Origin of the sequence: Streptomyces sp. MK37H (genome assembly GCF_018035285.1) — a bacterium.
Taxonomy (GTDB): Bacteria; Actinomycetota; Actinomycetes; order Streptomycetales; family Streptomycetaceae; genus Streptomyces; species Streptomyces endocoffeicus.
Genome location: NZ_JAAAYH010000255.1, coordinates 1 through 13,152, shown reverse-complemented (window position 1 = coordinate 13,152; position 13,152 = coordinate 1). Strand labels below are relative to the sequence as shown.

At 72.4% G+C, this 13,152-nt stretch carries 9 protein-coding genes; 3 read left to right on the top strand and 6 right to left on the bottom strand.

Annotated features, from left to right (window positions below; translation table 11 throughout):
- Together gvpJ and GWI24_RS29135 are read right to left on the bottom strand one after the other, a co-directional pair.
- Positions 1-381, bottom strand: a 381-nt coding sequence (gene gvpJ / locus GWI24_RS29140) for a gas vesicle protein GvpJ (protein ID WP_210948871.1), incomplete at its 3' end; no start/stop codon positions are given.
- A 26-nt stretch (positions 382-407) separates the two neighbouring features.
- Positions 408-719: a gas vesicle protein gene (locus GWI24_RS29135; protein WP_210948870.1), complete on the bottom strand. Its 312-nt coding sequence runs from the start codon at positions 717-719 to the stop codon at positions 408-410.
- A gap of 304 nt (positions 720-1,023) precedes the next feature.
- Between GWI24_RS29135 and mfd the strand changes: the two genes are divergently transcribed.
- A complete protein-coding gene (gene mfd / locus GWI24_RS29130; RefSeq protein ID WP_210948869.1) occupies positions 1,024-4,584 on the top strand; it encodes a transcription-repair coupling factor in 3,561 nt (1,186 codons plus the stop codon).
- A 32-nt stretch (positions 4,585-4,616) separates the two neighbouring features.
- On the opposite strand, the gene GWI24_RS29125 is transcribed toward mfd, so the two are convergent.
- The 3 genes from GWI24_RS29125 to GWI24_RS29115 all read right to left on the bottom strand — a co-directional run bounded on the left by GWI24_RS29125 (position 4,617) and on the right by GWI24_RS29115 (position 7,519).
- The gene (locus GWI24_RS29125) at positions 4,617-4,961 is read right to left on the bottom strand and encodes a helix-turn-helix domain-containing protein (RefSeq protein WP_210948868.1); all 345 of its coding nucleotides are present in this window, start codon (positions 4,959-4,961) and stop codon (positions 4,617-4,619) included.
- Positions 4,958-5,329, bottom strand: coding sequence for a type II toxin-antitoxin system RelE/ParE family toxin (locus tag GWI24_RS29120; protein WP_374103353.1), 372 nt, complete (start codon positions 5,327-5,329; stop codon positions 4,958-4,960). The genes GWI24_RS29125 and GWI24_RS29120 overlap by 4 nt, the downstream gene beginning before the upstream one ends.
- Before the next feature lie 660 nt (positions 5,330-5,989).
- Positions 5,990-7,519, bottom strand: coding sequence for a CdaR family transcriptional regulator (locus tag GWI24_RS29115; RefSeq protein ID WP_210948867.1), 1,530 nt, complete (start codon positions 7,517-7,519; stop codon positions 5,990-5,992).
- A gap of 115 nt (positions 7,520-7,634) precedes the next feature.
- Between GWI24_RS29115 and GWI24_RS29110 the strand changes: the two genes are divergently transcribed.
- Together GWI24_RS29110 and GWI24_RS29105 are read left to right on the top strand one after the other, a co-directional pair.
- Positions 7,635-8,147, top strand: coding sequence for a hypothetical protein (locus GWI24_RS29110; protein WP_210948866.1), 513 nt, complete (start codon positions 7,635-7,637; stop codon positions 8,145-8,147).
- A gap of 127 nt (positions 8,148-8,274) precedes the next feature.
- Entirely contained in the window at positions 8,275-8,637 is a 363-nt protein-coding gene (locus tag GWI24_RS29105) for a DUF1330 domain-containing protein (protein WP_210948865.1), read from the top strand.
- Here GWI24_RS29105 and GWI24_RS46380 read toward each other — a convergent pair.
- On the bottom strand, positions 8,634-13,152 hold a 4,519-nt coding region (locus tag GWI24_RS46380; protein WP_281790792.1), incomplete at its 5' end, for a type I polyketide synthase. The two genes, GWI24_RS29105 and GWI24_RS46380, sit on opposite strands and share 4 nt — an antisense overlap.

Genomic DNA, 13,152 nt, shown 5'->3' with positions numbered 1-13,152 from the left:
GTCATCGGCCCCGACGGCCCGCTTGACCTTCTCGCCCACGCCCGCCACCGCCTTCTTGGCCTTCTTCTTGCCGAGGCCCGTGGCCATCCGCCCGGCCGGGCTCCCGCCGCCGCCCGCCATCCCGCCCAGCAGTTCCGGAACGGTCTTGCTGCGGTCGAACTCGAGGTCCACGCGGTTGCAGGCCTCGGCGAAGCGGAGGTAGGTGTCCACGCTGGCGACGACGATCCGGGCGTCGATCTTCAGGATCTCGATACCGACGAGGGAGACCCGGATGAAGACGTCGATCACCATGCCCCGGTCGAGGATGAGTTCCAGGCAGTCGTAGAGGGTGCCGGTCCGCTGGACGCAGACGACCTCTTCCGTGTAAGTGCCAGTGGGCATCTCGGGGCGTCCTTTCGGCTGTCGTCTCAGCAGTCGTCGGCCGCACCGCGCCGGTAGCGGCGGACCCTCCGGTATTCCTGGAGCTCGCCCCGCTCGTCGATGCGCACCTCGTACGTGGCCAGCAGGCTGGTGGTGTCGGGAATCCGGGCGACCTCGAGGACGTCCACGCTGACGAGCCAGCCGTCCTCGTGACGGGCCACCCCGCTGACGCCCTCGGGCTCATGGACGATCAGTGAGGCGAGCTGTTCGCACGCGTGCCGGGCCGCCTCGGCCGGCTTGGGGGCTCGGGGCCGGGTACTCGTCCTGGTGGACGACGGGCGCGGGTCTCGCTCTGCCATGTGCATCAGTGTGATCACAGGGCGTGTCCGGCCGCCCGTCGTGATGGGCCAGACGGCCGCCTGGCGTCACGGGCCGGACGGCCGCCTGGCGTCATGGGCCGCCGCGGGCGCGGACGGCCGGGGACACCGGGTCCCGCCGGGCGGTCAGTACTGGGCGCACCCGGCCGGGGCACAGGCGGTTCCGGCGGGGCCACGGCCGGACCCGGCGTGGCTGTCCGCGGGTGGCCGTACTCTGGAAGACCCCCGGCCCGTGGCACGTGTCGGGTCATTCGCGTTGTCCGCCTCCGGGATGGAATACCCCTTTATGAGCCTCACCGGTCTGCTCGACGCCGTCGTAAGGGACCCCGCGCTCGCCGAGGCGGTGCGCGGCGCCGCCGACGGCCATCGCCCCCACGTCGATCTGGTCGGCCCGCCCGCCGCCCGTCCGTTCGCCATCGCCGCGCTGGCGCGCTCCTCGGGCCGTCCCGTGCTCGCGATGACGGCCACCGGCCGGGAGGCGGAGGACCTCGCGGCGGCGCTGCGCTCGCTGCTGCCGCCGGACGGGGTGGTGGAGTACCCGTCCTGGGAGACGCTGCCGCACGAGCGGCTCTCCCCGCGCTCGGACACGGTCGGGCGGCGCCTCGCGGTGCTGCGCAGGCTGGCCCATCCGAGCCCGGACGACCCGGCGGCCGGTCCCGTCTCGGTCGTCGTCGCGCCCGTGCGGTCCGTGCTCCAGCCGCAGGTCAAGGGGCTCGGTGACCTGGAGCCGGTGAGTCTGCGGGCCGGGCAGACCGCCGATCTGGAGGAGATCGTGGACGGGCTCGTGGCCGCCGCGTACTCCCGGGTCGAACTGGTCGAGAAGCGCGGCGAGTTCGCCGTGCGCGGCGGCATCCTGGACGTCTTCCCGCCGACCGAGGAGCATCCGCTCCGGATCGAGTTCTGGGGCGACGACATCGAGGAGATCCGCTACTTCAAGGTGGCTGATCAGCGGTCGCTCGAGGTCGCCGAGCACGGGCTGTGGGCGCCGCCCTGCCGGGAGCTGCTGCTGACCGACGACGTACGGGAGCGGGCCGCGGCCCTCGCCGAGGCCCATCCCGAGCTGGGCGAGCTGCTCGGCAAGATCGCCGAGGGGATCGCGGTCGAGGGCATGGAGTCCCTGGCCCCCGTCCTGGTGGACGACATGGAGCTGCTGCTGGACGTCCTCCCGACGGGCAGCATGACGGTCGTCTGCGAGCCGGAGCGGGTGCGCACCCGGGCGGCGGACCTGGTGGCCACCAGCCAGGAGTTCCTCCAGGCGTCCTGGGCGGCCACCGCCGGGGGAGGCGAGGCCCCGATCGACGTCGGCGCGGCCTCCCTGTGGAGCATCGCGGACGTCCGCGACCACGCCCGTGAGCTGGGCATGATGTGGTGGTCGGTGAGCCCCTTCGCGGCCGACGAGGAGCTGACGCAGACACTTGCCGCTGACGCGGCGGGCGACACCGTCAAGCTCGGCATGCACGCCACCGAGAGCTACCGCGGCGACACCGCCCGGGCGCTGGCCGACACCAAGGGCTGGCTCGCCGACGGCTGGCGCACGGTCTATGTGACCGAGGGCCACGGCCCCGCCTCCCGCACCGTCGAGGTGCTCGGCGGCGAGGGGATCGCGGCCCGGCTGGACGGCGACCTCACCGAGATCAAGCCGTCCGTGGTGCATGTGGCCTGCGGTTCGATCGACTACGGCTTCATCGACCCGGCCCTGAAGCTGGCCGTGCTGACCGAGACCGATCTGTCCGGGCAGAAGGCCGCGGGCAAGGACGGGGCGCGGATGCCCGCGCGCCGCCGTAAGACGATCGATCCGCTCACCCTCGAGGCGGGCGACTTCATCGTCCACGAGCAGCACGGCGTGGGCCGCTACATCGAGATGGTGCAGCGCACCGTCCAGGGCGCCACCCGCGAGTATCTGGTGGTGGAGTACGCCCCGGCCAAGCGCGGCCAGCCCGGCGACCGGCTCTTCGTCCCCACCGACCAGCTGGAGCAGGTCACCAAGTACGTGGGCGGCGAGGCGCCGACCCTGCACCGGCTCGGCGGCGCCGACTGGACCAAGACCAAGGCGCGTGCCAAGAAGGCCGTCAAGGAGATCGCCGCCGACCTGATCAAGCTCTACTCGGCCCGGATGGCGGCGCCCGGCCACGCCTTCGGCGCGGACACCCCCTGGCAGCGCGAGCTGGAGGACGCGTTCCCGTACGCGGAGACCCCCGACCAGCTCACCACCATCGCCGAGGTCAAGGAGGACATGGAGAAGTCGGTTCCGATGGACCGGCTGATCTGCGGCGACGTCGGCTACGGCAAGACCGAGATCGCGGTCCGCGCCGCCTTTAAGGCGGTCCAGGACGGCAAGCAGGTGGCGGTGCTGGTGCCCACGACCCTGCTGGTGCAGCAGCACTTCGGCACCTTCGGCGAGCGGTACGGCCAGTTCCCCGTCAACGTCAGGGCGCTTTCCCGCTTCCAGACCGACACCCAGGCCAAGGCGGTGCTGGAGGGGCTGCGGGACGGCTCGGTCGACATCGTCATCGGCACCCACCGGCTCTTCTCCTCCGAAACCAAGTTCAAGGACCTGGGCCTGGTCATCGTGGACGAGGAGCAGCGCTTCGGCGTCGAGCACAAGGAGCAGCTGAAGAAGCTCCGCGCCAATGTGGACGTGCTGACCATGTCCGCCACGCCCATCCCGCGCACCCTGGAGATGGCGGTCACCGGCATTCGCGAGATGTCCACGATCACCACCCCGCCGGAGGAGCGCCATCCGGTGCTGACCTTCGTCGGCCCGTACGAGCAGAAGCAGATCGGCGCGGCGATCCGGCGCGAGCTGCTCCGCGAGGGCCAGGTCTTCTACATCCACAACCGGGTGGAGTCGATCGACCGGGCCGCCGCCAGGCTGCGCGAGATCGTCCCCGAGGCGCGGATCGCCACCGCCCACGGGCAGATGTCGGAGAGCGCGCTGGAGCAGGTCGTGGTCGACTTCTGGGAGAAGAAGTTCGACGTCCTGGTCTCCACGACCATCGTCGAGTCCGGGATCGACATCTCCAACGCCAACACCCTGATCGTCGAGCGCGGCGACAACTTCGGCCTCTCCCAGCTGCACCAGCTGCGCGGCCGGGTCGGGCGAGGGCGCGAGCGCGGTTACGCGTACTTCCTCTACCCGCCCGAGAAGCCGCTCACGGAGACCGCCCATGAGCGGCTGGCCACGATCGCCCAGCACACCGAGATGGGCGCGGGCATGTATGTGGCGATGAAGGACCTGGAGATCCGCGGCGCGGGCAATCTGCTCGGCGGCGAGCAGTCCGGCCATATCGCGGGCGTCGGCTTCGACCTCTACGTCCGGATGGTCGGCGAGGCCGTCGCCGACTACCGGGCCTCGATCGAGGCGGGCGAGGGCGAGCCCGTGGAGGCGCCGCTGGAGGTCAAGATCGAGCTTCCGGTCGACGCGCACGTCCCGCACGACTACGCCCCCGGCGAGCGGCTGCGCCTCCAGGCGTACCGGGCGATCGCCTCCGCCAACAGCGAGGAAGACATCCGCGCCGTCCGCGAGGAGCTCACCGACCGCTACGGCAAGCTCCCCGAGCCGGTGGAGAACCTCCTCCTGGTCGCCGGCCTGCGCCTGCTGGCCCGCGCCTGCGGCGTCACCGACATCACCCTCCAGGGCTCCAACATCCGCTTCTCCCCGGTGGAGCTCCGCGAATCCCAGGAGCTGCGCCTCAAGCGCCTCTACCAGCGCTCGGTCATCAAGCCCGCCACCAAGCAGGTCCTGGTGCCCCGCCCCGCCACCGCCCGCATCGGCGGAAAGCCGCTGGTGGGGCGGGAGCTGCTGGCGTGGACCGGGGAGTTCCTGACGTCGATCCTGGGGTCGTGAGGATGATCCTGGGGGCGTGATGGCGATCGGGCTCAGGCGATGCGGATCTGTTGATCGTCGATTTCGAGCACCAGGGTCAGCCGCGCCCCCAGCGCCTGCGCATAGGCGCGCATCGCCGTGAGGTCCACTGACTTGCCCTGCTCCAGCTGGGAGACGCGGGCTTGGGTGATACCGAGCTGGGCGGCGGCCTGCCGCTGGGTGAGACCCCGCTCCCTCCGCAGCCGCTGTAGGTGATGGCCCAGGAGGTGGGCCTCCTGCGCCAGACGCGCCGCCTCCTTCCGCGCCGCCCACTCCGCGTCGCCCACCTCGGGGTGGGCCTCGCGGCGGACCCGCTCGCCGCTCCTCTTGACCTCGTCCCACGAGATGAAACCGTTCATTCCGCCGCCTTCTCCTTGCGGTCGAGGTACTCCTGGTAGCGCTCCTCGGCGAGTGGGACGGCGGTGTCGTACCAGCGCCGCCAGTTGCCCGCCTTGTCGCCCGCCACGAGGAGGATGCACTCCCGGTCGGGGTCGAAGACGAAGAGGATGCGGATTTCGGTCCGGCCCGCCGAGCCCGGGCGTAACTCCTTGAGGTTCTTCATCGAGCTGCCGTGGATCACATCGGCCATGGGACGGCCGAGGCTCGGTCCTATGTCCGCCAGCAGCTCGATGGCCTGCTCCACCGAGTCGGCCGAGTACGGATCGTGAGCACATAGGGCGAGGAACCAGGCGGCCACCTCGTCATGGATGTTGATTGACCACGTCACGAGCGAGTATAAGCAGCTGCTTGTAAAAGCGCACTCTTGTAAGGCAAGCTCATTCCCTCGAATGGGTGGGCCTGCCTGTGCCGGTTTCCACGGGGACAGGGGCGGGCCGCGCGCGACACCCCCGTCGTCGCGCGGCGGCCGGCCCCGGTTCATGAGCCCGGCGGGGTGGCCGGGTGCGGTGCCGTGCGGGTGGGGGAGCGCGCACTCAGCCCTCGGCGAGAGGCGGGGCTCGGCGCGGCCCGTTGTGGCTTGTCCAGGACAATAGGCCCCCGCGGCACCCGCGGCGAGGAACGATGTGCACAGTGAGCGCGCCGGGCGGTTCCCCTTCGAACGGTGAGTGCTCTGGTGAACGGTGAGTACGACGGCGAACGGTGGACGCGCCCACGCCGCCCCCGGTCGGTGGCGGTTCCCGGCGGTGCCTCCGATCGTGGGTGCCTGGGCTCGGAGCGAGCCCAGTGCCCACTCCGGCACCGGACCCGGCTCGGTGGCGGCCTGGTGGCGCCGCGCTTCTCGGAACCCGAGCCCGGCTGCCGGGCCCTGTCTCTGAGCGAGCTCGGCGCCTGCTCCGGCGCCGCACCCGGCTCGCGGCGGTCCCGGTGGCGTCGCAGCTCTCGCATGCGACCTCGGCCGCGGGGTGCCCGATTCCGAGGGCGGCCGGGCTCAGAGCGAGCCCAGGGCTCGCATGGCGAGCCAAAGTTCGTACTTCGCGCTCGGCGCGGTCAGCAGGGAGCGGCCCAGGACGTCCTCCGCCCTGGTCAGGCGCTTGCGGGCGCCCGGGAGGGAGATGCCAAGGGCGGTGGCCGCGGCGGGGAGGCGGGCGTCGGCGCGTAGCCAGGTGCGTATGGTCTCCAGGCCGGCCGTCGGACCGGCCTGCTCCAGGGGGCGCAGCTGGGCCCGGGCCCAGGCCCCGGCGGCGGGGGTGCCCAGCACCGCGTCCAGCGTGGCGGTGTGCCCCGGCGAGGCCTGGGCGCGGGCCGCCGCGGCCTGGGGCGCCGTGTGCAGCCGCAGCGCCAGCCACGCGGCCGACTGCGCGGCCAGGCTGCGGCTGACCTCCACGCCCAGCAGCTCGTCCAGATGGCGCATCCGCGCCGCGAGCGTATTGCGGTGGATCTTCAGATGACGGCTGGCCGCCCCGCCGAAGCTGAGCCACGACCCGAGCGTGCCCAGCAGCTCCTGCGGGCCCGGGTCGGCGCGGCGGGCCGGTGCGTACCGCAGACAGGGCGCCAGAAGCTCGCTCGCCCACACATAGCCCTCAGGGCCCGCCAGGACGGTCACATCCACATCGCCGCCGAAGCCCGCGCGACGCTCGGGCGCGTTACGGGCCACCGCCAGCGCGTGGATGGCCTGCTCGTACGCGGTCGGCGTGTCCCGCAGCGCGACCGCCGCGCTCACCCCGACCCGGCACTCGGGCACCAGCCGGGCGATCAGCAGATCCAGTGGTGCCGGGCCTCCCTGCGCGCCCGGGCCCGGGCCCGGCTCGGGCGGTACGAGCGCGAGCACGTGGTTCGGGCGCACCGGACACGGCACGATCCACGCCCCGCCCCCGGCCTCGCGGTCGATCCGCCGGACGATCTCGCGCCGCCGGGCGTGCGGACACTCGATCACATACATCTGCACCACCGCGGGCAGCGCCGGCCGCAGCGCCCCGGCGATCCGCTGCGCGGCGGGCACGCTGCCCACCATCAGCAGATGCAGCACCGCCTCCCGGCTGTGCTCCTCGGCCGACTCGATCCGCCGCCGCGCCCGCTCGGACTGCTCCAGCCGCCAGCACAGGGCGAGGGTGCGGGCTGCGTCGGCGAGCAGCGTTCCGCAGTGCGGATCGTCCGGCCCGACGACGGCGAGATACGTCCTGGGGCCGGTGTCGAGCGCGATCAGATGCACCGGGGGCCCCTCGCCCCCGCCCAGCACGGCGGAGGCCGCCCCACGCCGGTGCAGCTCGACGGCGGCTTCGGCGGCGGCGCCGACGGCGAGCCGCGCCGCCGCCGGGTCGTGCTCCCCGCCCGGCCCGGCCAGCACCCGCCCCGTGTCCCCGACCAGCAGGGCCGGGCCCCCGGTCCGCCGGGCCAGCCAGCCGAGCATCTCCCGTACCGCCCCGCGCCGGGTGGCCAGCCGGGCGAGGGCGAGAACGTCATCGGCACGGTCGGCACGGTCGGCGCTGTCGGCGGGCACGTCGGAGGGCGAGGTGTGCATGAAACAGCACATTAGTTCTGATCGCCTGGGTTTCGGAAAGGGCCCGGCCCCGCCTGTGGAAAACCCTGTGGAGACGGCGGAGACCACCGGAAGGGGGCGCGGCTGGGCTCGCCCGATGTCCACCGTCATAGCCGCCATGATCACCGCCGTCGTCGGCATCCTCGGCACCCTCTTCGCACCCCTCCTCCAGCAGCGCATGACGGCACGTCAGCGGAGAGAGGACGCGCTCACCGAGGACCGGCGGCACCGCTTCGAGGAGCGCCGGGCCGCCTACACCGCGATGAACCGCGCCTCCCGGCAGTTCCACACCCTCCTCAAGGACGCGCCGCACCGGATCCGCGACGACGTGTACGCGGACGAGGACCGTGTCCGGCTGGAGGAGGCCCGCCGCGACTACCGGGACCGTTACGCCGAGGCGCAGATGATCGTCCCCGAACGGGTCCTGGAAGCGTCCCGTGACCTCAATACGGTGCTCGCCGGGATCGACGCGATGGCCAAACGGATCGACCGCGGCCTGCGGTACGACGGCGAGACGGCGGCGGGCGCGCTGCTGGAGCTGAAGGAGGCCGAGCCCCGGCTGTCGGCGATGCGCCGGATCATGCGGGAGGACCTGGGCATCTTCGACTGAGGCCAGGGGCCGCGGCCATGACCTCGGGGGTAGCCGCCGCCATGACCTCACGGGTAATCGACGCTCCCGGCGGGGCGCGGCAGGCTGATCCGTGTCCGCCGATATGCCTGGAGCACCTGGAGGAGCCATGTCCGCCGCCTACGCGCTCGCGCATCTGCACGGCCGCAGCCCGCACCCCGACGTCATCGAGTACCTGGAGCGGATCCAGGCCACCCTCGACCCCTTCCACGGCCGGTTCCTCATCCATGGCGACACGCTGGAGGTGGTCGAGGGGGAGTGGCCGGGCAGTGTGGTGCTGATCGAGTTCCCGGGTGGGATGGCGGACGCCCGCGAGTGGTACGCGTCGCCCGCCTACCAGGACATCCTGACGCTGCGCACCGACCACATCGAGGGCGATGTGATCCTGGCCGATGGCGTCGGCCCCGGCTACGACCCGCTGAAGCGAGCCGAGAAGCTGCGGTCCGCCGACCCCAGCGGGTACGCCCGCTAGCGCGAACTCCGCCGCGCCTGGACCCGGGGTCGACGAGTCGGCCGTCGCCGCCATGAGCACCTGCACCGGGGGCTGCTCGCGGTCGGGACGCCGGACAGCCCGGCCCCCATCCCCTGACGCTGGCTGCCCTGACCGCTGAAGAGCCACACCGTCTTGCCCGCCGCCGCTCCGCTGCCGGGAACCACCAGACCCGGATGGGGTTCACCGGTGGCCAGCGCCTCCACGGCGGCCAGCAGCTCGGCGCGGTCATCGCCCAACACCACCGCCCGGTGCTCGAAGAGCGACCGAGCGGTGGCGAGTGACCAGCCCACGTCGACCGCCGACATCTCCGAGTGCCCGGCGATCCGTTCGGCCAGCGCGGCGGCCTGGCCACGCAGCGCCTTCGCGCTCCGCGCGGACAGCAACCATGGGACGGCCCGCAGGTGGTCGGGGGAGGCCACGGGCTCGGTCGTGACGCGTTCGACCGACTCGGGGGCCTGCTCAAGAAGGAGATGGGCGTTGGTACCGGAGGCGCCGAACGAGGACACACCGGCCCGGCGCGGTCGCTCATCGTTCGGCCACTCCACCGCCTCGGTCAGCAGCCGCACCGCACCGCTCTCCCAGTCCACATGGGGAGTGGGCTCGTCAATGTGCAGGGAGGCGGGCAGCGTTCGGTGCCGGATCGCCTGCACCATCTTGATGACGCCCGCGACACCCGCCGCCGCCTGGGCATGGCCGATGTTGGACTTGATCGAGCCCAACAGCAGCGGCTGCTCGGCGAGGCGATCCTGACCGTAGGTGGCCAGGAGTGCCTGCGCCTCGATCGGATCGCCCAGCGTCGTACCCGTGCCGTGCGCCTCCACCGCATCGACATCCGACGGCGACAGCCCGGCGCTCGCCAGGGCCTGACGAATCACCCGCTGCTGTGAGGGGCCGTTGGGCGCGGTGAGCCCGTTGGACGCGCCGTCCTGGTTGACGGCGGAGCCACGGATCACGGCCAGGACGTCGTGGTCGTTGCGGCGGGCGTCCGACAGCCGTTCCAGCAGCAGAACGCCCACGCCCTCGCTCCACCCGGTGCCATCGGCCGCAGCTGCGAAAGGCTTGCAGCGGCCGTCGGGGGCCAGGCCGCGCTGGCGGGAGAAACCGGTGAACACATCCGGGGTGGCCATCACCGTCACCCCACCGGCCAGGGCCAGCGTGCACTCCCCCTGCCGCAACGCCTGCGCCGCCAGATGCATCGCCACCAACGACGACGAACACGCGGTGTCCACCGTCACCGCCGGACCCTCGAAGCCCAGTGTGTACGCCACCCGACCCGAGACCACACTGCCCGAGCTGGCCAGCATGGCGTAGCCCTCCAGCCGTGCGTCGCCGCCGCTGAGCCCCGCCGCGTAGTCGTGGTACATCACGCCCGCGTAGACCCCGGTCGGGCTCCCCTTCAACGACACCGGGTCGATCCCGGCCCGCTCCAGCACCTCCCACGACGCCTCCAGCAGCAACCGCTGCTGCGGATCGGTGGCCAGCGCCTCCCGCGGATTGATCCCGAAGAACGCCGCGTCGAACGCGTCGGCGTCATACAGGAACCCGCCTTTACGCGCGTACGAGGTGCCGGGGTGGTCGGGATCGGGGTGAAAGAGCCCGTCCAGGTCCCAGCCCCGGCCGGTCGGAAACTCCCCGATGGCGTCACGGCCCGAGGCGACCAGATCCCAGAGCTCCTCCGGGGAGCTGACCCCGCCTGGGAAGCGGCAGGTCATCGCGACGATGGCGATCGGCTCGTCCGCGTCGGCCCTCGCGGCGAGGGGAGCGCGGGTCCCGGCGATCTCACCGGTCAGCCGGGTACACAGATACTCCGCAAGCACCCGAGGCGTCGGATAGTCGAACACCAACGTCGCCGGCAACCGCAACCCCGTCACCACCGACAACCGATTACGCAACTCCACCGCCGTCAACGAATCAAAACCCAACTCCTTGAACGCCGCATCCACCCGCACCTCACCCAACGAACCAAACCCCAACACCACCGCCACACCACCCCGCACCACCTCCACCACCACATCCAACCGACCAGCCGCATCCAACCCCACCAACTCAGCAGCCAACCCCGACGTCCCCGTCTCACCGGCCGCCATCCGGCGCACGGTCCGGCCGGACACCAACCCCCGCAGCACCGGCGGAAGATCCTGACGAGCCACCCCGGCCGTGTCGACGGCGGCGGCGACACATAGGGAGCTGCCCTGCGCACAGGCGGCATCGAGCAGGCCCAGCGCCTTCTCGCTGGACATCGCGGTGATGCCCGAGCGGGACATCCGGGCCCGGTCCGTCGCGGCGAGCTTTCCGGTCAGCTCGCTGGACTGGGCCCACAGGCCCCAGGCCACCGACAGCCCGGGGAGGCCATGGGCTTGACGGTGGGCGGCGAGGGCGTCGCAGAAGGCGTTGGCCGCCGCGTAGTTGGCCTGGCCCGGGCTGCCCAGGACCCCGGCGGCCGACGAGAACATCGCGAACAGGGACAGCGGAAGGTCGGCGGTGGCGGTGTGCAGATGCGCCGCGCCCATCGCCTTGGCCGCCCACACCCGGGCCAGCCGCTCGGGTGTCTGGGAGGTCACCATCGCGTCGTCGAGCAGCCCCGTGGCATGGATGACACCGGTCAGCGGATGGTCGGCGTCGATCCCCGCCACGAGTTCGGTCACCGCCGACTCGTCCCTGACGTCCACGGCGGCGATCCGCACCCGCGCGCCCAACTCTTCGAGATGAGCTGCCAGTTCGCCGGCTCCCTGGGCGTCCGGACCGCGACGGCTCACCAGGAGCAGATGGCCGACCTGCCAGGTGCGCACCAGATGTTCGGCCACCAGGCCGCCGAGGGTGCCGGTGCCCCCCGTCACCAACACGGTGCCGTCGGGGTCGAGCGCCACCGGGGCGCCCCGCCCCTCCGGACCGCTGTCGGCGGAGGCACGGATCACCCGTGGCACCCACGCCCGTCCATCCCGCACGGCCACCTGCGGCTCGTCCAGGCCCACTGCCCGCGCGACGGCGTCCCGTACGTTGTCCGCGCTCGCATCGGCCGCCGGGTCGAGGTCGAGATCGAGCAGTAGGAAGCGCCCCGGGTTCTCCGCCTGAGCGCTCCGCAGGAGACCCCAGAGCGCGGCGGCGGCCACATCCATACCGTCCTCGGCATCGGCAACGGCGACCGCGCCACGCGTCACCACGACCAACCGGGCGTCGGTCAGCCGGGGCTCGGCAAGCCACTGCTGCACCAGCGCCAGAGCCCGTTGGGCCATCGCCAGACCGGCAGTCGCCAGGCCGGCCACGACGTCGGCATCGGCAACGGCTTCCGGGCGCGGGAACTCGGCGAGCACCACGGCCGGGACCGGTTCCCCGTCATCGAGCCTCGCGAGCAACGCCTCCAGATCCGGGCCAGCACCCTCGACCGCCAGCACCGCCCAGCTGTCGCGATCGGCCACCGGCTCGTCGGTCCGAGTCGGCCGCGGCAGTGGGGTCCAGTCGAGGACGAACAGACCGTCCGCACCACGCGTCGCCCCGGCCCGCAATTGCTCCATGGCCGCCTGTCGCGTCACCAGGGAGTCGACGGTCAGAACGGGGTCGCCCACGGCATCGGCCACCACCAGCCGCAGCCCGCGCTCGCCCTCGGCCCCGTCCCGATGCGGGGACAGCCGAACGCGTACGGTGCTCGCTCCAGCGGCCCACAGCGACACCCCGTTCCAGGCGAACGGCAGCCACACCTGACCGCCGTCCCGCTCCTGTTCGGACTCCGTGTCGAGCAGGAGGGCGGGGTGCAGGGCCGCGTCGAGCAGCGCCGGGTGAATGCCGAACCCGTCCGCGTCGCCCGCCGCCTCGGGCAGCGCCACCTCGGCCAGCAGGTCCGCACCGTCCCGCCACATGGCGCGCAGCCCCTGGAACGATGGCCCGTACGCATAGCCCGCCGCCGCGGAGCGCTCGTAGAACCCCTCCAGATCAACCGGTTGCGCACCCGCCGGAGGCCATGTGCCCCCCAGTCCCTCGGCCGACCGGTCCGCGCCTTCCGGTGCCGGACGCAGCACCCCCTCGGCGTGGCACACCCAGCCCACATCGGCACCCGACTCGGCCTCGCCATCCGGACGGGAGTAGATCCGCACATCGCGCCGCCCGTCCTCCGCCACGGCGCCCACCGCCACCTGGATGCGCAGTCCGCCTGACTCGGGCAGCACCAACGGCACTTGCAGCGCCAGCTCCTCGACCCCACCACAACCGACCTCGTCGGCCGCTCGCAACGCCCACTCCACCAGGGCCGCGCCCGGGACCAGGGCAGCTTCCGCCACGATGTGTTCGCCGAGCCAGCCGTCACCGCCGCCGGCCGCAATGCGCCCGGTGAGCAGATGGGTGCTCCCATCGGCCAGCTCCACGGCGGCGCCCAGCAACGGATGGTCCGCGGCGACCAGACCGAAGCCGCTGGGGTCACCGGTCGCGCCCGAGGCGTTCATCCAGTAGCGCTGGTGCTGGAAGGCGTACGTGGGCAGATCGACCGTACGAGGGGTGGGGTCG

Excerpts from the sequence above, each read along its gene's own strand:
- GWI24_RS29135 (WP_210948870.1), bottom strand. The coding sequence starts at position 719 with ATGGCAGAGCGAGACCCGCGCCCGTCGTCCACCAGGACGAGTACCCGG.
- mfd (WP_210948869.1), top strand. The coding sequence starts at position 1,024 with ATGAGCCTCACCGGTCTGCTCGACGCCGTCGTAAGGGACCCCGCGCTC.
- GWI24_RS29125 (WP_210948868.1), bottom strand. The coding sequence starts at position 4,961 with ATGAACGGTTTCATCTCGTGGGACGAGGTCAAGAGGAGCGGCGAGCGG.
- GWI24_RS29115 (WP_210948867.1), bottom strand. The coding sequence starts at position 7,519 with ATGCACACCTCGCCCTCCGACGTGCCCGCCGACAGCGCCGACCGTGCC.
- GWI24_RS29110 (WP_210948866.1), top strand. The coding sequence starts at position 7,635 with ATGTCCACCGTCATAGCCGCCATGATCACCGCCGTCGTCGGCATCCTC.
- GWI24_RS29105 (WP_210948865.1), top strand. The coding sequence starts at position 8,275 with ATGTCCGCCGCCTACGCGCTCGCGCATCTGCACGGCCGCAGCCCGCAC.